Source organism: Mesorhizobium sp. M1334 (assembly GCF_040317995.1).
Taxonomy (GTDB): Bacteria; Pseudomonadota; Alphaproteobacteria; order Rhizobiales; family Rhizobiaceae; genus Mesorhizobium.
This window is the reverse complement of record NZ_JAMYLM010000011.1, coordinates 34,866-52,237: the sequence shown is the minus strand read 5'-3', so window position 1 is coordinate 52,237 and position 17,372 is coordinate 34,866. Positions and strand designations below refer to the sequence as shown.

Sequence of the window (17,372 nt, the reverse complement as noted above, 5' to 3'; positions counted from 1 at the left end):
CGGCGAAAAATGAAACGGGCCGCACACGTCTTTGTCTTCTGTGGTTAGCGGAGTCTTGATCCGCGCCTCGCAAGTTTTCTTCAAATTTTGTGCAAACTGGCGCAGTTGCTGGCTTTGTATCCTTAACGAATTTTCGCGTTTACCTCTTGTTTTAGCTTTGTTTTCCTCAAATTAAGCACGCCATTTAACGACGGATTCAAGCCTCCGCGGCATCCTCGAAAGCATCGAAAGAGCGGCCGCCCCCGAAGGTAATCAAGGACACCGAGGGACAGACGGAAACAGCTCTCGGGAGCCAGAACAGGGGATTTGAAATGGCACGTTTTGAAATGCTTGAAGCCGGCTTCGGCGCCATGGGGGCAACTGCCCAGGCCGATATTCTTTTCGAGTTGGGCATGATGTATGCGACCGGCCGTGATTGCGAGACCGATGTCGTCGCCGCCCACAAATGGTTCAACATCGCCGCGATCAAGGGTTCGGCCCGCGCCGCGGAACTGCGTTCTGAATTGTCGGCCGCCATGTCGAAAGTCGAGATCGCCAGGGCGCTGCGCGAAGCCCGCGAATGGATGACGATGCACTGAATTCGCCGACACTGAGTTCACTGACAGGGACGCTTCGGGTCAAGGCCGCGCAGACGGCTGGCCCCGAAAAAAAAGAGGCCGCGCAAGATGGCCGACCAATTCAAAACCAAGAACACGGCAGGCTGATCGGGCCGAGCCGTGCAACTGACAGGGAAAGCCAGCGGGTTCCGGCGCTGATGCGCCGGCAAGCTCAACGGCAAAAGCCGCGACCCGGCCGGAACAGGGCTGGCGCGGCTTTGTCTTTGGGACCGCATGTTACAGGCCCAATCGAGTGCCGACGATGCGTCTAGACAGCTCCGGCGAAGGATGAAATTCTCCCGCCACTCTGGAAGAGGCGCGGCCGGGCGGCTGCGCGAGAGTGGAGGAGTTATGTCACCATGAAGAAATTCAGTATTTTGAGCGCAGCCATATTTGGCCTGATGATGACCGCGCCGGTCGCCTTCGCCGACGACGTCACCTTTTCGGTGGTCGGACCGATGACCGGGCAGCTTGCCACCATCGGCGATCAGTTCAAGCAAGGCGCGCAAGCCGCCGCCGACGCGATCAACGCGGCTGGCGGCGTCGACGGTCGCCAGATCAAGCTCGACATCGAGGATGATCAGTGCGATCCGAAGCAGGCGGTTTCGGTCGCCAACCGCATCATCGCCAATGGTGTCAAGTTCATCGATGGCCACGCCTGCTCGGGCTCCAGCATCCCGGCCTCCGCTGTCTACGCAGAAGCCGGTGCGCTGATGATGAGTCCGGCTTCCTCAAACCCGGTGTTGACCGACGCAGCGGCGAAGGCCGGCTGGCCGACGATCATGCGCCTCTATACGCGCGACGATGCGCAGGGCGCTTTTATTGGTCCCTGGATCGCCAAGAAATATGCCGGCAAGAAAGTCGTCATCCTGCACGACAAGAGCGCCTATGGGCAGGGCGTGGCCGATGCCGTGAAGGCAACGATGAACCAGAACGGTCTCAATGAAATCCTCTACGAGGGCATCAACGCCGGCGAGAAGGACTATTCCGCGCTTGTTACCAAGCTCAAGGAGCTGAAGGCTGACGTCGTCTATTTCGGCGGCTATCACCCCGAAGCCGGCCTCATCCTGCGCCAGTCGGCGGAGCAGAACCTCAAGTTCCAGTTGATCATGCCGGACTCGATCGCTTCGCCGGAATTCTGGCAGGTTGCCGGTCCGGCCGGCGAAGGCACCATGTTCGTCTTCCCATCGGATCCGCAGTCGAAGCCCGAAGCCAAGGAAGCCATCGCCAAGATCAAGGCCGGCGGCTTTGTGCCGGAGGGCTTCACGCTGTTTTCCTATGCCGTGATCCAGGCATTCGCCGAGGGCATCAAGCGCGCCGGCAGCGACGACCCGGCCAAGGTCGCCGAGGCGTTGAAGAACGGCCAGCCGATCAGCACGGTTGTCGGGCCGGTCACCTTCGACGAGAAGGGCGACCTCAAGAACGCCAGCTACGACATCAACCAGTGGCATGACGGCAAATACGCGCCGATCCAGCCCTGATAGAACTATGTTGTAATTGAAAATGGCCGGCTCAAACCCGGCCATTCTCATCTCTGCGGTGCCTTTTGTGACGCGCTCGGGGTCACTTCGTGGATAAGGAAACTGCGGTCAGTTGTGGTTCCTCGGCAAAGCGAACCAGCACGGTTCCGTCGGTGACCTGCGCGCCTTCGGCGGCGATCTCGGCGATAAGCCCGTCATGGGGCGCGGCAATGGTGTGCTCCATCTTCATCGCCTCCAGGATCAGCAGCGGCTGGCCCTTGATCACGGCCTCGCCTTTTGCCGCACGCACCAATTTGACCAGGCCCGGCATCGGCGCGCGCAGGCTGCCGGAAGCGGCGGCTTCGTCGGCTCGCGCCAGCGGGTCCGGCACGGCAAAATCGTAGCCGATAGCGCCCTCGAAGACGGTGACGTGGCCCGGCCAGCGGGCGAGGCGAGGGGTGGTACGGAGATCATGCGAATTGACGCTGTCATAGGGCGCTTCCAGCGCCACCTCGAACCGTCTGTCCGGCTGCACCGACACGCGCGCGACGATCTCCTGCTCGCCAAACTTCAGCAGCATGCGCCGCACTACAGCGTGGAAATGCGCATAGCCGGCCAGCGACAACCAGGGATCGTCCGAGGACGGCATGTCGCGCGCACCGGACGCGGCAAGTGCCGCGGCGGCAATCGTCTCACCGCTCGGCGGCGCAACCGCCGTCAACGCCTGCTGATGCCTGGAGATCAGGCCGGTATCGAGATCGCCCGCCGCAAAAGCTGCATCAGCGGCCAGCGCGGCAAGAAAGCCAGTGTTGACGGTCGAGCCGGCGATTTCGGTCTGCGACAGCGCCTCGCCAAGTGCCGTGAGCGCCGCCCGTCTGTCCTTGCCATGGACGATCAGCTTGGCGATCATCGGGTCGTAAAACGGGGAAATCGCATCGCCGGCGCACACACCGGTTTCGACGCGCATGGTCGCACCCTCCGGTGCCGGCTGCGGAAATTTCAGATGGTGCAACGTGCCGGTCGCCGGCAAAAACCCTCTTGCCGCGTCCTCGGCATAGATGCGCGCCTCGAAGGCGTGGCCGGAGAGCGCGATCTCGCTCTGCGTCTTCGGCAGTTTTTCGCCGGAGGCTACCCGCAACTGCCACTCGACCAGGTCGATGCCGGTGACCATTTCGGTGACGGGGTGCTCGACCTGCAGGCGGGTGTTCATTTCCATGAACCAGAAACGGTCGGCCTTCAGACCTTGCGAGGCATCGACGATGAACTCGATGGTACCGGCGCCGGAATAGTGGATTGCCTTGGCGGCTTTCACCGCCGCTTCGGTCATTGCCTTGCGCAGTGCCGGCGTTATGCCCGGGGCAGGCGCCTCCTCGATCACCTTCTGGTGGCGGCGCTGTGCCGAGCAGTCACGTTCGTAGAGGTGCACGACATTGCCGAAACTGTCGCCGAATACCTGCACTTCGATGTGGCGCGGCTTGTCGACATATTTTTCCACCAAGACGCGGTCGTCACCGAACGCGGCTTTCGCCTCGCGCCGCGCGCCCGACAGTGCTTCCGAAAAATCATCGGGATGCTCGACGCGCCGCATGCCCTTGCCGCCGCCGCCGGCGCGCGCCTTGATCAATACGGGGTAGCCTATCTCGCGCGCCTTGGAGGCGAGCAACACGATCTCCTGCGCTTCGCCATGGTAGCCCGGAACGACAGGCACGCCGGCCTTTTCCATCAGCCGCTTGGCCGCGTCCTTCAGTCCCATGGCACGGATCGAGGCCGCCGACGGCCCAATGAAGATCAGCCCGGCCGCGACCACCTGGTCGACGAAATCGGGGTTTTCCGAAAGAAAGCCGTAGCCCGGATGGATGGCCTCGGCACCTGTGGCCAAGGCCGCCGCAATGATCTTGTCGCCGCGCAGATAGCTTTCGTTGGCGGGAGAGGCGCCGATATGCACCGCTTCGTCGGCCATTTCGACATGCAAGGCGTGAGCGTCGGCATCGGAATAGACGGCGACGCTGCGCACACCCATCCTGCGTGCCGTGCGGACCACCCGGCAGGCGATCTCGCCACGGTTGGCGATCAGGATCTTGGCGAACATCGGGCCTCCCGGATTTGGCGCGGGCAAGCCCGGATCGGCGTTTGCCCGTCTACTTCGAAGCCGCGATCTGACAGTTGCCGCTGGCCGCCACCTTGTAGTACGCCCGTGCGCTCTGGCAGGATTTCATCGCCATGGCCTCTGCCGCCTTTTGCGACGAGGCGTTGTAGTGGGCGCCACACAGGACGTAACCGTCCCTGACCCGCACGAAAGACGTCGTGGCGTATGCCGAATGGCCGCTTGCAGCGACATAGGCCTTGTAGGCCTTGGTGCACTCGTCCTTGGCGCTGCCAGGCAGAAGTGGTGAAAAGCGCTTGTCGCCTTCGCTTCCGGCCAGCGATCCCGCCGCGCCAGTGCCTGGCGAAGCTAATATAAGTAACCCCGAAAGTATTGCGGCAGTAGTTTTCTGGAAAAGTTGCTGTTTCACCTTCGCCCAAGCCCCATTGACGTTGAAAAACAGCTATAGCCGCAATTTTTCTGTATGGCCAGTTGGATGACTGAAAATGGGTCTGCAGATTTCTCATGGCTGTGGATCACGCTTTGCCGAGTGCGGCAACGACCCGCTGATACAATTCGGCCGTCGGCTCGTCGAAGCAGCAGAAAATGACGGTTTCCGGAACGATGTTCTGGCCGATGAAGGCGCTCACGGTCCCGACAGCAATTTGCGTCGCCTGATCCTTTGGGTAGCGGTAGGCCCCGGTCGAGATCGCTGGAAACGCCACCGTCCGGCAGTCCTTTGCGGCGGCGATTTCGAGCGACCGGCGATAGCAGGAGGCGAGCAGTTCGGCTTCTCCTTTGCTGCCACCTTGCCAGACCGGCCCGACCGTATGAATGACGTAGCGCGCGGGCAGCCTGTAGCCCTTGGTGATTTTTGCGTCTCCGACCTTGCAGCCATGCAAGGTCCGGCATTCTGCCACAAGCTCGGGGCCGGCCGCGCGGTGGATAGCGCCGTCGACGCCGCCGCCTCCGAGAAGAGAGGTGTTGGCGGCGTTGACGATGGCATCGACCGCCAGCTTCGTGATGTCGCCGGTTTGAATGCGAATCCTCTGGCCGATTTCGCTCATCTCACATCCTGAACACGCCGAACCTTGTCTCTTCGATCTCGGCGTTGAGCGCGGCCGAAAGGCTGAGCGCCAGCACCTCGCGGGTCTTGGCCGGGTCGATGATGCCGTCGTCCCAGAGCCTTGCCGACGAATAGAGCGGGTGGCCTTCATGCTCGTATTTCATCAGGATCGGCTTCTTGAATTTCGCCTCCTCCTCGGCGCTCCATTCCCCGCCCTTGCGCTCGATGCCTTCGCGCTTGACCACGGCCAGCACCGTTGCAGCCTGCTCGCCGCCCATCACCGAAATGCGGGCATTCGGCCACATCCACAGGAAGCGTGGCGAATAGGCGCGTCCGCACATACCGTAATTGCCGGCGCCGAACGAGCCGCCGATGATCACGGTCATCTTCGGCACCTTGGCCGTTGCGACCGCCATGACCAGCTTGGCGCCGTCCTTGGCGATGCCGCCGGCCTCGTATTTCCGCCCGACCATGAAGCCGGTGATGTTCTGCAGGAAAATCAGCGGGATCCTGCGCTGGCAGCACAGCTCGATGAAATGCGCGCCCTTTAGCGCGCTTTCCGAAAACAGCACGCCATTGTTGGCGATGATGCCGACCGGCATGCCGCTGAGATGGGCAAAACCGGTGACCAGCGTGGTGCCATAATTCTGCTTGAACTCATCGAATTCGGAGCCGTCGACTGTGCGGGCGATTACCTCGCGTACGTCGTAGGGCTGGCGCAGATCCGTCGGCACGATGCCGTAGAGTTCATGTGGATCGTGAAGCGGCGGAACCGATTTCTGTAAGGCAAGGCTTACAGTCTTGTTCCGATTCAGGTTTTTGACGATACGCCGGCATATGGCCAGCGCATGCTCGTCGTCGAGCGCATAGTAGTCGGCAACGCCGGAAAGCCTTGTGTGCACGTCGGCGCCACCGAGGTCCTCGGCGATGACGTCCTCGCCGGTGGCCGCCTTCACCAGCGGCGGGCCGCCGAGAAAGATGGTTGCCTGGTTGCGCACCATGATTGTCTCGTCCGACATCGCAGGCACATAGGCGCCGCCGGCAGTGCATGACCCCATGACGCAGGCGATCTGCGGAATGCCGGCGGCCGACATGTTGGCCTGGTTATAGAAGATGCGGCCGAAATGATCGCGGTCGGGAAACACCTCGTCCTGATTGGGCAGATTGGCGCCGCCGCTGTCGACCAGATAGACGCAAGGCAGATTGTTCTGCAGCGCGATTTCCTGTGCACGCAGATGCTTCTTCACTGTCAGCGGATAATAGGTGCCGCCCTTCACCGTGGCGTCGTTGACGACGACCATCACTTCGGTGCCTTCGACGCGCCCGATGCCGGCGATGAGACCGGCCGACGGGATGTCCTCGCCATACATCGACCATGCCGCGAACTGGCCGATTTCAAGGAAGGGCGAGCCGGTATCAAGCAATTGGGCGAGGCGTTGCCGCGGCAGGAGCTTGCCGCGGGAGACGTGCCGCTCGCGCGCATCTTCCGAGCCGCCGCGTTCGACCGTGGCCGCTTTCTCAGCAATATCGGCGACCAGCGCCCGCATGCGCTCGGCATTGGCGCGGAAAATATCGGAGGCGGGCGAGATCTGCGAGTTGAGGGGGGCCATGGCGCTACCGGATCAGCTCGATCTTGCAGCCGACATCGAGGTCGCTCCAATCGCGATCAGCGGTGACGGCAATGGCGTTCTCGCGAATAGCCAGCGCGAGGCAGGCCCGATCGCCCAACGACAGGCCGCGATGCCGCGTCAGTTCGCGAAGCTGCCCGGCGGCGATGCCCATCGCTTCGTCGAAAACGGCGATCGGCATGCCGAGACTGGCGAGGTCGTCCGCGGCCTGTTCCATGCTGCGTCCCTTGTCGATCAGTTTGGCGATGATTTCGGCCGCATTGACCGAACTGCATTGTGCATCCGGCGCGAACCCCAAAGCATTATCGGTGCCTTGCTCGTTGAGCAGGATTGCGAGTGCCGCCGAACTGTCCATGACGTAGGGCTTCATTTCGCCCGCTTTCCTGTCGTCCCTTCGGCGTGAAGCCGGTCGAGACGGTTGTCGCTTCGACGTTGCTCTTCCCGCCGCTCCTTCAGAAATTCGTCGACGACGCTTTCACCGGGCTGTTTCAGCGCCGACAATTCGGCCTGGACGCGTCGCAGATTCTGCAGCCACGATCTTACCCGCAGCTCGCCGTTTTCGACATGCAGGATCATCTCCTCGCCAGGCTTCACGCCCATCTCCTCGCGCATCGCAGCAGGGATGACGAAGCGCCCGCCCTCGCCAAGCTTGACACGCTCGCGTTTCGCCGGAACCCTAAGCGGCGTTTTGCGAGCGCTGGCATCGAACTGTGCTTGCTGATCTTCGTCAAATCCGGACTTTCCCGTTCTGCCCGCCATGGTTCGTCTCGCTAGGATTGTGGCACATAGTCCGAAATATGCCACATCGCATGGCTTCTGGCAAAAGTTCAAAAGGATGCCATTAGGCGCTCTCCGCCATGATTTCCCGCCCGATCAGCCAACGACGGATTTCGCTGGTGCCGGCGCCGATCTCGTAGAGCTTGGCGTCGCGCAGCAGCCGTCCGGTCGGGTAGTCGTTGATGTAGCCATTGCCGCCCAAAAGCTGGATGGCCTCGAGCGCCATCAGCGTCGCCTTTTCGGCGGCGAAGAGAATACAGGCGGCAGCATCCTTGCGGGCCGTCTCACCGCGATCGCAAGCGGCGGCCACGGCATAGACGTAGGCGCGCGCCGCGTTCACCGTCGCATACATGTCGGCGAGCTTGCCTTGCACCAGCTGGAATTCGCCGATCGGCTGGCCGAACTGCTTGCGCTCGTGCACGTAAGGTATCGCCACGTCGAGGCACGCCGCCATCAGCCCGATCGGCCCGCCGGCCAGCACGGCACGTTCGTAGTCGAGGCCCGACATCAACACCTCGACGCCGCGCCCTTCCTCATGCAGCACATTGTCGAACGGGACTTCGACATTCTCGAACACCAGCTCGCCGGTGTTCGAGCCGCGCATGCCAAGCTTGTCGAGCTTTTGCGCCACCGAAAAACCGGCAAAGGCCTTTTCGACGATGAAAGCGGTGATGCCGCGCGAATTGAGTTCCGGATCGGTCTTGGCGTAGACGACCAGCGTCTCGGCATCCGGTCCGTTGGTGATCCACATCTTGGTGCCGTTGAGCACATAGCGGTCATTGCGCCTTTCCGCGCGCAGGCGCAGCGACACGACATCGGAGCCGGCACCGGATTCCGACATTGCCAGTGCGCCCACCTTTTCGCCACTGCAGAGCGAAGGCAGATATTTTTCCTTCTGCGCCTGCGTCGCCCAGCGATTGATCTGGTTGACGCAGAGGTTGGAATGGGCGCCGTAGGAGAGGCCGACCGAGGCGGAGGCGCGCGAAATCTCCTCCATCGCCACGACGTGGGCGAGGTAGCCCATGCCGCTGCCGCCGAAATCAGGATCGGCGGTGATGCCGAGCAGGCCGAGCCCGCCGAGCTCCACCCACAGATGCGCCGGGAATTCGTTCGTGCGGTCGATCTCGGCGGCGATCGGCGCGATTTTCTCCTGGGCGAAGCGCCGCACCAGGTCGCGCAGCGCCTCGATGTCTTCGTCAAGCCCGAAGTTGAGCGTATGCGTGTACATGCCGTTCCTCCCGGCGCACGACCCCGAAAATCGGGATCATGCGCGAAATCAAAGTGCTAGAGCGTCCTTTGCGCGCTCGAATGGACGCACAGTGCCGTGGCTTGTCCTCGCGCCATCGCTCTTTGCTCCGACAAGCCGCATTGTCATTGCTAGATATGTAGCGGTGACTTCGGCGATCGACAGCCGTTCGCCCGGCCGGAACCAGACGATGACGCCGGTCATCATCTGGATCAACGCCATGGCGGTGAGCCCTGTGTCTTCGATGCTGAACAGGCCCGCTTCGACGCCGTCGCGCAGGATGGTGCGCAGTTCCTTCTCGTAGGCCGTGCGCATGCGCAGGATCTGCGTGAGTTTTTCGTGTGACAGGCTGCGCAGCTCCATGTTCGAAACATGGGTGGAATGGCGGCGTTCGATATGGAAAGCGATGTGGTTTTCGACATAGGCGGCGAGCCGCGCTGCCGGATCGGCGCCGACAGGGCGTGTTGCGCGCCACGCCTCGATCAAGCCTTCCATATGCTCATGCATCAGCGTGAACAGAAGATCCTGCTTGGTCGGGAAGTAGCGGTAAAGCGCCGCTGCCTGGACGCCAACCTCGGCCGCCAGCTGGCGCATCGACATCGCCTCGTAGCCGAGACGCGCAATCAGGCTGACCGCCGCCTCGCGGACCGCAGCTTCGGTCTTTTCTCCGTGGGAGCCGGTCGTACGCGCCATGACGCAAAGCAATAAAACAAACGTTCAATTAATTCAAGGGCGGAGGCATGTGCGGCAGTAGCTTCAGGTTTGCTCTATCTGCACCCGGGAATTTTGTGCGATGGAAGCGAATGAGCAGGATCGTGCTTTGCTAGGCAACAATCCTGAATCCCGCGGACGTGTTGCGTGCCTCGAGGTCCTCGACATCGACCTTCGAAACTGCTGCCCCTGGTGGCCCTTGCCAAAGTCGCTCAATCATCGTCGAGACCGCCGCCCCGGTCCCGGCAATCAAGGCTGTCACCGAGCCGTCAACTTCGTTGCGCACCCAACCGGCAAGGCCAAGCGCCGACGCCTCGCGCCGCGCCCAAACCCGGTAGCTGACGCCTTGCACCTTGCCATATATGCGTACCTGTACAGTGCGGTCGGTCATCGCGCTCTCCATCCTCAGAGTCGAGTCTGGCGCATCGCCGTGCAAATTCAACCGCGCTGCCGCCCGGTCAGCCACATAGGGCGAAGGCTCTTCAGTTCCCCCGTGCTGCCGCCAGTGCGCCGGGCAGTTCCTCGGCAAAAATGTCGAGCTCGTGGTCGAGGCCGACGCTGACCCGGATGCAGCGATCGAGCACCGGCACCATCGGCTTGCGGATGAAGACGTCGCGCGACAACAACGCCTGCAGCACCTTCAGCGCGAAGGCGCCGTCGCGGCCGCAATCGATAGTGATGAAATTGGTCGCCGAAGCCAGCGGCTTCAGCCCGTTCGCTTCGGCTATTGCGGCAATGCGCCGGCGGCCGGCGGCGACCCGCGCCACCACGCTTTCCAGCCAGGCCTGATCGGCAAGCGCCTCGACGCCGGCAATCTGCGCCATGCGGCTGACGCCGTAATGATTGCGGATCTTCTCGAAATCGCGAATCACTTGGGCCTCAGTCACCGCATAGCCGCAGCGTATGCCGGCCAGCCCATAGGCCTTGGAGAAGGTGCGCATGCGGATGACGTTCGGCCGCGCGACATCGATCGGCGGCAGCGCCGAGGCCGGTCCTAGTTCGCCATAGGCCTCATCGAGCACCAGCATTGTGGTTTCCGGCAAGGCCTCGATGAAGCGGCCGAGCTCGGTCGCTTCCCACCAGCTACCCATTGGATTGTCCGGGTTGGACAGGTAGACCAGCGGTGCTTTTTCCCTGGCGACCGCCTCCAGTAGGCCATCCAGGTTTTCCCGGTCGTTCTCGTAAGGCACCGCGACCAGCCGGCCGCCGACGCCGGCAACGTGAAAGTTGAAGGTCGGATAGGCGCCGCGCGAGGTCACCACCGCGTCGCCGGGCGCCACATACATGCGCGCAACCAGGCTGAGCAGCCCGTCTATGCCTTCGCCGATGACGACGTTTTCGGCGCCGACGCCGAGATGCCGGGCTACGGCTGCCTTCAAATCGTGATTATCGGGGTCGCAATACATCCACATGTCGCCGGCAATCTCGGCCATGCGGGCAACGACGCGCGGCGAAGGGCCAAAGCTGCTCTCATTGGCGCCGATGCGGGCGCGAAAGGCGCGGCCGCGATCACGCTCCTGCGCCTCCGGGCCGACAAACGGCACCGTGGAGGGAAGCGCGGCGATGAGCGGTGTAAGGGGAGGGCGCATGGCAAAGGCTCGTCAAAAAAGGGGCCTTCTTGCTAGCCTGCCGGCTTGGCCTGCGCAAGTTCCGCGGCAGCCTTGAAATGTGGCAGCCGGCGAATGGCTCAAAGAAAAACCCGGCGGTTGCCCGCCGGGTTCAATATTGGTCAGGTCGAACTTATTAGAACGAGCGCTGGAAGCGGAGGAGGCCGCCAATGCTGTCCTTCTTGTCCGCACTGGTCCAGTTGACGTTGGTGAAGCTGGCCGGATCGTTAAACCGCCCGTAGTGGTCCCAATCGACTTCGGCGGTGATCGTCAGGCCAGGAACGATGTCGTAGGCGATGTTCGCCGCGACGGCATAGTTCTTGTCGTCGTCAGCCGAAGCCTGCACGTTGAACGAGGTCTTCTCGTTGAACTTGTAGGTGCCGCCACCCCAAACTGCCCAGTTGCCGCCCCACTGCTTGTAGAAACCACGGCCATTGGCTGGGACAAAGTTGCCCGGGTCATTGAGGTTATCGTCAGTGCCGTAGCCCGCCATGATGAACAGCGACAGCGCGTCGGTTGCATTCACGTCCAAACGAACCTTGCCGGCCACTTCTTCGTAGTTGCTGTCGTAGGCGATGACGCCGGTGATCGCGCCCCAGCCCTGCGTCCACTTCAGGCCGCCGACGACATGCGGAACGTAGCTGTCGATGGTCCCAACGCGGCCCGCGCCCTGCTCGAGCGAAGCCACGGCCGAGAAGCCGTTGCCGAAATCGAAGTAGTACTGGACGACGTTGGTGTCGAAATCACCGTAAGGAACCAGCGTATCCTGGATGACGTTGCCGGCGTAGCCGATGAACGTGTTGAAGGCCGATTCGTCCTTACCGACGCGCAGGCCACCGAGCTGGATCCAGGCGAAGTTCAGCGAAACGCCCTTGTTTTCGGCGTCATTTCTGACGATGGTCGTGACCGGCAGCAGCGGACCGGGGCCGTCCGGATCGACGGTTGTGCTGCTGACGTGACGGTTCCGGTTGCCGAAATTGAACCGGGTCTCGGTGTAGGTCTTCAAGGTGCCGAGTTCGGTTTCCTGAGCGGTCCAGGTCTTCAGGTTGAAGCGGGCGTTCTTGGAGTAGGTGTCCTGGATATCGCCATCTTCGTGATCGAAATTCTCAGCACCGTCGAACGAGCCGACGTCGCCGATGCCGATGTCGTAGCGGACATAGCCGCCGATGCGCAGGCAGGTTTCGGTGCCGGGGATGTAGAAGTAGCCAGCGCCGTAGACGTCGCAGATCTTGACGTATTCAGCGGGTTCCGGCTCGGCGACGACGACGGCGTCGGCGGCGCGCGCACCGGATACTGCGATCAGCGCCGCAGCGGAGCCGAGAAGCAGGCTCTTGATGTTCATTTTCTGACCTCCAGTCAAAAGTTAAAAAACGGGTCTGGGTATTCTTTGCTGAAGGACAGCGTTCCCTGCCCCATCCCCACTACCGAAAAAGATGCGCACCGCGCCGCTCCTTCAAACCCGACATTACCCATGAGGCGGCGTCGTTCAACCACGATCGTACCGGCAAAAGGTTTGTGGTGGCGCTATCGCCGAGCGTTGTTGCACAAATGACACGATTTGGCCTCACTCCGAAAGCTCCCATTAACTATCAGGCCCCGGCAACCCCGCATTCCAGCCAATTCCGGCAATGGCCCGCTCAAACTGTGACCATGCGCCGACTCAACAGCCAGGGAATTGCCGCAGAATCGCCGCAAGCCACAGGTGGCATTTTGGCGGAAGCCCGATTTTTCGACGATAGTGACACCAGCTTGTTGATTGTGGCGGCGCTTTTCTTTATCCACCGGCGCAACGGAGAGGTGGCCGAGTGGTCGAAGGCGCTCCCCTGCTAAGGGAGTAGAGGTCAAAAGCTTCTCGTGGGTTCGAATCCCATCCTCTCCGCCACCGCTCAAAGTCGGTGCAGCACTGCCCAATAAATTCCTCAGTTCTCGAGCCTTACTTCCAACCGCCCGCCCGCTCCGCCCGATCGAAAAAACCAGCGATCCTGCCCGGCAGGATCCCGGACTCCAGAAACGGTGCATGCCCCTGGCCGTCGGCGGTGATCGTCTCGATATCGGTATGGCGCGTCCGCATTTGCTCGAGCGTTTCGGCGGACAGCAGCTTCGAATTGGCGCCGCGTATGACGAGCATCGGGATGGCCGCCAGCGCCTCGAACTGCGGCCACAGATCGGGCAGCGGCCGGGTGGGATCGAGGCCCGTTAGCGTCTCGACAAGTTTAGGATCGAAATCGGGCAAGAACCCTTCCTCGGTCTCGCGGTAGAGGGCTGACGCCATCCGCTCCCAATCCGCATCGGTCAGCGCCGGAAAATCCGCGCCATGGGTGCTGCGCAGGTCGCGGACCACCTCGGCGTATGTCTTCGGCCTTGGGGCGGGGTCGAGGTAGGAGCGGATATGGGCGAGACCTTGCGACTCGATCACCGGGCCGATGTCGTTGAGGACGATGGCCTTCAGCACGGCCGGCCGCATCGCCCCGAGCACATGGATGATCAATCCACCGCGCGACGTGCCGATGAAATCAGCCTCCTCGATGCCAAGTGCTGCCAACCCAGCGAGAATATCGCCGGCTTCGATGCCGATATTGTAGTGGCCGATATCGGGATCGTAGGCGGACTGCCCACGCCCGCGATAGTCGAAGGTGACGACCTTGCGCTTCGCCTGTGCCGACAGAAAAAACGCCAATTCGTGAAAATCACGGCAATTGCGGGTCAGGCCGGGCAGGCAAACGACTGGCCAATGGCCGGAATTCGCTTCGCCGTAGATACGGGCGTGCAGGGACAGCCCGTCCGGCGCGGCGTAGAAGAAGTCGGAGAAGCCTTGGCTTGCCATGGTATTCCCTTGCCTCGTCCGGGTCGTTTCCGACAGCTACAGGTGGGACGAGACTAGCTTCCCCTTCTCCCCTTGTTTGTGGGAGAAGGTGGCCGAGCGAAGCTCGGTCGGATGAGGGGTGTTCCAGCTTGGCACCGCCGGCACTCCGGCCAACACCCCTCAACCGTCTCGGCGCTGCGCGCCGATCCACCTTCTCCCAAAGGGGAGAAGGAAAGGAATGTCGTCACCCCCGGCCGTTCACCAGATCTCCGACAATATCGTACTTGCCGGAGATACGCATCTTGTAGACCTCGTAGTTCTCCATCACGCGCTGGACGTAACTTCTTGTTTCCGTATAGGGAATTCGCTCGATCCAGTCGACGATGGCGTCGACGTCCTTGCCGCGCGGATCGCCGTATTTCGCCACCCACTGGGTGGCCCGGGTGGGGCCGGCATTGTAGCCTGCGAAGGTCAGCACGTAGGAGCCATCGAAACGGCCGAGCTGCTCGCCGAGAAAGGCAGCGCCCAGCGTTGCATTGTAGCCGGCATCGGTGGTCAGCCGGGCCTGAGAAAATGTCATGCCGGCCTTCTTCGCCAATTGCTTGGCCGTGCCCGGCATCAGCTGCAGCAGTCCGCGCGCGCCGGCGCTGGAGACAGCGCCGATGTTGAACTCGCTTTCCTGCCGGGCAATCGCATAGGCCAGCGCCTTGCCCGAGCCGGTGATGTTGGCGGTGTCGGGAATGACGCCGAGCGGATGCGACAGCGCGCCGACGTCGATGCCGCGGGCGCCGGCGATCTTGCCGACCTTCAGCGCCATGAAATGGTTGCCTTGTCTTTCCGCCAGCGCCGCAAGCAGCGCCAGTTCGCCGGGGCTGTTCAGCTGCCCGGCAAGGTCGCGGTAGAGCGTTTCGGCGTAGCGGTCATAGCCGGCCTCCTGCAGCCGCTTGATGGCGCTGACCGCCTCGCGGGTGGCAAAATTCCGGCGGTCGACGGCACTTGGCTGGGGGTAGACGATGTTGAGGGTCTGCCGGCCGACGCGCTCGCCGGCGAGCTGGCCGTAAAAGGTCGTGCCGTAGCTGGCGGCGCGGCTGAAATAATCCTTGGCATTGCCGGGCCCGCCGACTTCGGCGGCGCGGCCGAGCCAGTAATAGGCGCGCGACAGCGACATCGGCCCTTGGGCGAGCTCCGCGATTCGCGCAAAATGCTTCGCGGCGGTGGCGGGATCGTTGAGGCCGCGTAGCGCGTACCAGCCGGCATGGAATTCCGCCTCGGCGGCATTGGCGGCACTTTCGGCGGCGTGCGCGGCGACTATTCTGTAGGCGGTCTTCATGTCGCCCTGGTCGACCAGCGCGCGCGACAGCACCCGGCGCTCGACCCACCAGGCGTCCGGATCGACCAGCGCGTCACGGTCGCCCGGCGCCTTCAGCACCAGCGCGGCAGCGTCTGAAAATTTCTGCTGCTTGCGCAGATATTCGGCTTCGGCAAAGAGATAGCCCGCCGCCCGCTGCGCTGTCGGCACCGCCTTCAGCAGCTTGGCCGCGTTCTTGTCGCCTTTGGTGACTGCCGTCCAGGCGTCGGCCAATTGCTGGGCGCCGGCGAGACCGGCGACGCGCAGCGCCGAAGCGACCCGGTCGGCATAGAACATGCGCTCCATGCGGAAGCGATGGTCGGCGGCCGGGATCAGCGCGCCGAACTCGCGGATGACCGCCGCCTCGTCCCTGGCTTCGAGCTTTTCGGTGCGCCAGAATGGCGACAGCACCGAGCGCGCCGCCTTCGTATCGCCCAGCGCTACATAGGAGCGGGCCAGGATCACCACGCCCTCGAAGGTCAGCGGCTGGCTCCCGTCGAACGCCCGCACCACGACATGTGGCACGGGGTTCTCGCGATAGAGCGCGCGCTCGCTGTTCTTGCGCAAGGCGATCGTGCCCGGCCAGTTCGGCAGCATCTTCGCCGCATCGGCGATGTCGCCGCTCGGCACCTGGTCGCCGCCATAGAGCGCTATCGCCCAGGCAAGGATGTGCCGGTCGAGCGATTTGGCCGGCAGCGCCTCGCGCACCTGGCGCGCGCGCTGAATGTCGTTTGCCGCCAGCGCGTCGAGACCGCTCTTCAGCACCGCAACGCTGGCGGACGGCAACGGGGACTGCTGCAGCGCATCGTTGTCCGGCGCCGTCATCGGGATCGCCGACGTGACCCGCACATCGACGCTGCCGCCGATCGCCGCGCCGGGTATCAGCGCGACGATCGCGCCGAAAAGCGCGAAAAGATGAGGCCGCCTGGCCGGCATGGATCTGGTCATTTCCTGTTCTTCGACGTTACAACAGGCACAGTTGAACCGAAGCCTATTCGTCGGTGGTGAAGGGCCCGTAAAGAAAACTTTGTCGAGGTCGTTCGAATTGCGATTGCCGGCGCAATGCTTGCCGCGCAACAATGTCGAGACTATGGTGCGCCGCTTCGCTTTCGGCTAGAAGGCGCGCACGACAAAACCCGAAAGGCCCCAAGGAGTTGGACGACATGCTGAGAGGCTCGCTGACCGCGCTCGTCACACCGTTCGAAAAGAGCGGCCGTTTCGACGAGAAAGCCTTTCGCGCGTTCATAGCCTGGCAGATCGCCGAAGGCACGACGGGCGTGGTCCCGGTCGGCACCACCGGCGAGTCGCCGACGCTGTCGCATGACGAGCACCGCCAAGTCGTCAAGGTTTGCATCGAGGTCGCCAAGGGCCGGGTTCCGGTCGTCGCAGGCGCCGGCTCCAACAACACCGAAGAGGCGGTCGGCCTGGTTCAATTTGCCGAGAAGGCGGGCGCCGACGCGGCCCTTGTCGTGACGCCCTATTACAACAGGCCGACGCAGCGCGGCCTCTATGCGCATTTCGCCGCCGTCGCCAAGGCGACCAGCCTGCCGATCATCATCTACAACATTCCACCGCGCTCGGTGGTCGACATGAGCCCGGAGACGATGGGGCAATTGGTGCACGACTTCAAGAACATCGTCGGCGTCAAGGATGCCACCGGCAAGGTCGAGCGGGTTTCAGAGCAGCGCGCCACCTGCGGCAAGGATTTCATCCAGCTCTCCGGCGAAGACGCCTCGGCACTCGGCTTCAACGCGCATGGCGGTGTCGGTTGCATCTCGGTGACAGCAAATGTCGCGCCCAGGCTCTGCGCCGAATTCCAGGAGGCAACGCTTTCCGGTGACAGCGCCAAGGCGCTCGACCTGCAGGACCGTCTGTTGCCGCTGCATAAGGCGATTTTCATGGAGCCCGGCGTTTCCGGCGCGAAATATGCGCTGTCGAAGCTGGGCAAGGTCGAAAACGTGCTGCGCTCGCCGCTAATGACGGTCGAGCCGTCGACCGCCGAGAAGATCGACGCGGCGATGAAGCACGCCGGCTTGATAAACTAGGG

Annotated in this window: 17 protein-coding genes and 1 tRNA gene; 5 read left to right on the top strand and 13 right to left on the bottom strand. The window is 62.6% G+C overall.

What is annotated here, in order from left to right; translation table 11 throughout:
- Nucleotides 1-311: 311 nt before the first annotated feature.
- A complete protein-coding gene (locus tag NKH17_RS19465) occupies nt 312-578 on the top strand; it encodes an SEL1-like repeat protein (RefSeq protein ID WP_115145099.1) in 267 nt (88 codons plus the stop codon).
- 377 nt (nt 579-955) lie between these two features.
- The gene (locus tag NKH17_RS19460) at nt 956-2,077 is read left to right on the top strand and encodes a branched-chain amino acid ABC transporter substrate-binding protein (protein WP_352480306.1); all 1,122 of its coding nucleotides are present in this window, start codon (nt 956-958) and stop codon (nt 2,075-2,077) included.
- Between the two features lie 82 nt (nt 2,078-2,159).
- Here the strand turns inward: NKH17_RS19460 and NKH17_RS19455 are convergent, their stop codons facing one another.
- From NKH17_RS19455 to NKH17_RS19405, 11 genes are all read right to left on the bottom strand, one after another.
- On the bottom strand, nt 2,160-4,145 hold the full coding sequence (locus tag NKH17_RS19455; protein ID WP_352896906.1) for an acetyl/propionyl/methylcrotonyl-CoA carboxylase subunit alpha: 1,986 nt from the start codon (nt 4,143-4,145) through the stop codon (nt 2,160-2,162).
- Nucleotides 4,146-4,194: 49 nt separating this feature from the next.
- Nucleotides 4,195-4,569, bottom strand: a complete 375-nt coding sequence (locus NKH17_RS19450; RefSeq protein WP_352896904.1) for a hypothetical protein — start codon at nt 4,567-4,569, stop codon at nt 4,195-4,197.
- Nucleotides 4,570-4,675: 106 nt separating this feature from the next.
- Entirely contained in the window at nt 4,676-5,206 is a 531-nt protein-coding gene (locus NKH17_RS19445; RefSeq protein ID WP_352480309.1) for an O-acetyl-ADP-ribose deacetylase, read from the bottom strand.
- Nucleotide 5,207: 1 nt separating this feature from the next.
- The gene (locus tag NKH17_RS19440; RefSeq protein WP_352896902.1) at nt 5,208-6,815 is read right to left on the bottom strand and encodes a carboxyl transferase domain-containing protein; all 1,608 of its coding nucleotides are present in this window, start codon (nt 6,813-6,815) and stop codon (nt 5,208-5,210) included.
- A 4-nt stretch (nt 6,816-6,819) separates the two neighbouring features.
- Entirely contained in the window at nt 6,820-7,203 is a 384-nt protein-coding gene (locus NKH17_RS19435; RefSeq protein WP_352896900.1) for a type II toxin-antitoxin system VapC family toxin, read from the bottom strand.
- Nucleotides 7,200-7,592: an AbrB/MazE/SpoVT family DNA-binding domain-containing protein gene (locus NKH17_RS19430; RefSeq protein WP_352647280.1), complete on the bottom strand. Its 393-nt coding sequence runs from the start codon at nt 7,590-7,592 to the stop codon at nt 7,200-7,202. The genes NKH17_RS19435 and NKH17_RS19430 overlap by 4 nt, the downstream gene beginning before the upstream one ends.
- An 82-nt stretch (nt 7,593-7,674) precedes the next feature.
- The gene (locus tag NKH17_RS19425; RefSeq protein WP_352896898.1) at nt 7,675-8,838 is read right to left on the bottom strand and encodes an isovaleryl-CoA dehydrogenase; all 1,164 of its coding nucleotides are present in this window, start codon (nt 8,836-8,838) and stop codon (nt 7,675-7,677) included.
- Between the two features lie 48 nt (nt 8,839-8,886).
- Entirely contained in the window at nt 8,887-9,549 is a 663-nt protein-coding gene (locus tag NKH17_RS19420) for a TetR/AcrR family transcriptional regulator (protein WP_352480314.1), read from the bottom strand.
- Nucleotides 9,550-9,679: 130 nt separating this feature from the next.
- The gene (locus NKH17_RS19415) at nt 9,680-9,958 is read right to left on the bottom strand and encodes an acylphosphatase (protein ID WP_352647285.1); all 279 of its coding nucleotides are present in this window, start codon (nt 9,956-9,958) and stop codon (nt 9,680-9,682) included.
- Nucleotides 9,959-10,049: 91 nt separating this feature from the next.
- Nucleotides 10,050-11,156: a pyridoxal phosphate-dependent aminotransferase gene (locus tag NKH17_RS19410; RefSeq protein WP_352647287.1), complete on the bottom strand. Its 1,107-nt coding sequence runs from the start codon at nt 11,154-11,156 to the stop codon at nt 10,050-10,052.
- Nucleotides 11,157-11,310: 154 nt separating this feature from the next.
- Nucleotides 11,311-12,516 carry a porin gene (locus NKH17_RS19405; protein ID WP_352647289.1) on the bottom strand — a complete coding sequence of 402 codons (1,206 nt, stop codon included), beginning with the start codon at nt 12,514-12,516 and terminating at the stop codon, nt 11,311-11,313.
- A 206-nt stretch (nt 12,517-12,722) separates the two neighbouring features.
- On the opposite strand from NKH17_RS19405, the gene NKH17_RS19400 reads away from it, so the two are divergent.
- The gene (locus tag NKH17_RS19400; RefSeq protein ID WP_352647291.1) at nt 12,723-13,004 is read left to right on the top strand and encodes a hypothetical protein; all 282 of its coding nucleotides are present in this window, start codon (nt 12,723-12,725) and stop codon (nt 13,002-13,004) included.
- Nucleotides 12,966-13,056 (top strand) — tRNA-Ser (locus tag NKH17_RS19395). The genes NKH17_RS19400 and NKH17_RS19395 overlap by 39 nt, the downstream gene beginning before the upstream one ends.
- Nucleotides 13,057-13,107: 51 nt before the next feature.
- Here NKH17_RS19395 and NKH17_RS19390 read toward each other — a convergent pair.
- Nucleotides 13,108-13,998: an alpha/beta fold hydrolase gene (locus tag NKH17_RS19390; protein WP_352647293.1), complete on the bottom strand. Its 891-nt coding sequence runs from the start codon at nt 13,996-13,998 to the stop codon at nt 13,108-13,110.
- Between the two features lie 223 nt (nt 13,999-14,221).
- The gene (locus NKH17_RS19385) at nt 14,222-16,261 is read right to left on the bottom strand and encodes a lytic transglycosylase domain-containing protein (protein WP_352896945.1); all 2,040 of its coding nucleotides are present in this window, start codon (nt 16,259-16,261) and stop codon (nt 14,222-14,224) included.
- Between the two features lie 227 nt (nt 16,262-16,488).
- On the opposite strand from NKH17_RS19385, the gene dapA reads away from it, so the two are divergent.
- Entirely contained in the window at nt 16,489-17,370 is an 882-nt protein-coding gene (gene dapA / locus NKH17_RS19380) for a 4-hydroxy-tetrahydrodipicolinate synthase (protein ID WP_352647295.1), read from the top strand.
- The last annotated feature ends 2 nt before the right edge of the window (nt 17,371-17,372 follow it).

Coding starts and splice junctions, on each gene's coding strand:
- NKH17_RS19440 (WP_352896902.1), bottom strand. CDS start 6,815: ATGGCCCCCCTCAACTCGCAGATCTCGCCCGCCTCCGATATTTTCCGC.
- NKH17_RS19435 (WP_352896900.1), bottom strand. CDS start 7,203: ATGAAGCCCTACGTCATGGACAGTTCGGCGGCACTCGCAATCCTGCTC.
- NKH17_RS19385 (WP_352896945.1), bottom strand. CDS start 16,261: ATGCCGGCCAGGCGGCCTCATCTTTTCGCGCTTTTCGGCGCGATCGTC.
- NKH17_RS19430 (WP_352647280.1), bottom strand. CDS start 7,592: ATGGCGGGCAGAACGGGAAAGTCCGGATTTGACGAAGATCAGCAAGCA.
- NKH17_RS19410 (WP_352647287.1), bottom strand. CDS start 11,156: ATGCGCCCTCCCCTTACACCGCTCATCGCCGCGCTTCCCTCCACGGTG.
- NKH17_RS19445 (WP_352480309.1), bottom strand. CDS start 5,206: ATGAGCGAAATCGGCCAGAGGATTCGCATTCAAACCGGCGACATCACG.
- NKH17_RS19415 (WP_352647285.1), bottom strand. CDS start 9,958: ATGACCGACCGCACTGTACAGGTACGCATATATGGCAAGGTGCAAGGC.
- dapA (WP_352647295.1), top strand. CDS start 16,489: ATGCTGAGAGGCTCGCTGACCGCGCTCGTCACACCGTTCGAAAAGAGC.
- NKH17_RS19405 (WP_352647289.1), bottom strand. CDS start 12,516: ATGAACATCAAGAGCCTGCTTCTCGGCTCCGCTGCGGCGCTGATCGCA.
- NKH17_RS19465 (WP_115145099.1), top strand. CDS start 312: ATGGCACGTTTTGAAATGCTTGAAGCCGGCTTCGGCGCCATGGGGGCA.
- NKH17_RS19390 (WP_352647293.1), bottom strand. CDS start 13,998: ATGGCAAGCCAAGGCTTCTCCGACTTCTTCTACGCCGCGCCGGACGGG.
- NKH17_RS19400 (WP_352647291.1), top strand. CDS start 12,723: ATGACACGATTTGGCCTCACTCCGAAAGCTCCCATTAACTATCAGGCC.
- NKH17_RS19425 (WP_352896898.1), bottom strand. CDS start 8,838: ATGTACACGCATACGCTCAACTTCGGGCTTGACGAAGACATCGAGGCG.
- NKH17_RS19455 (WP_352896906.1), bottom strand. CDS start 4,145: ATGTTCGCCAAGATCCTGATCGCCAACCGTGGCGAGATCGCCTGCCGG.
- NKH17_RS19420 (WP_352480314.1), bottom strand. CDS start 9,549: ATGGCGCGTACGACCGGCTCCCACGGAGAAAAGACCGAAGCTGCGGTC.
- NKH17_RS19460 (WP_352480306.1), top strand. CDS start 956: ATGAAGAAATTCAGTATTTTGAGCGCAGCCATATTTGGCCTGATGATG.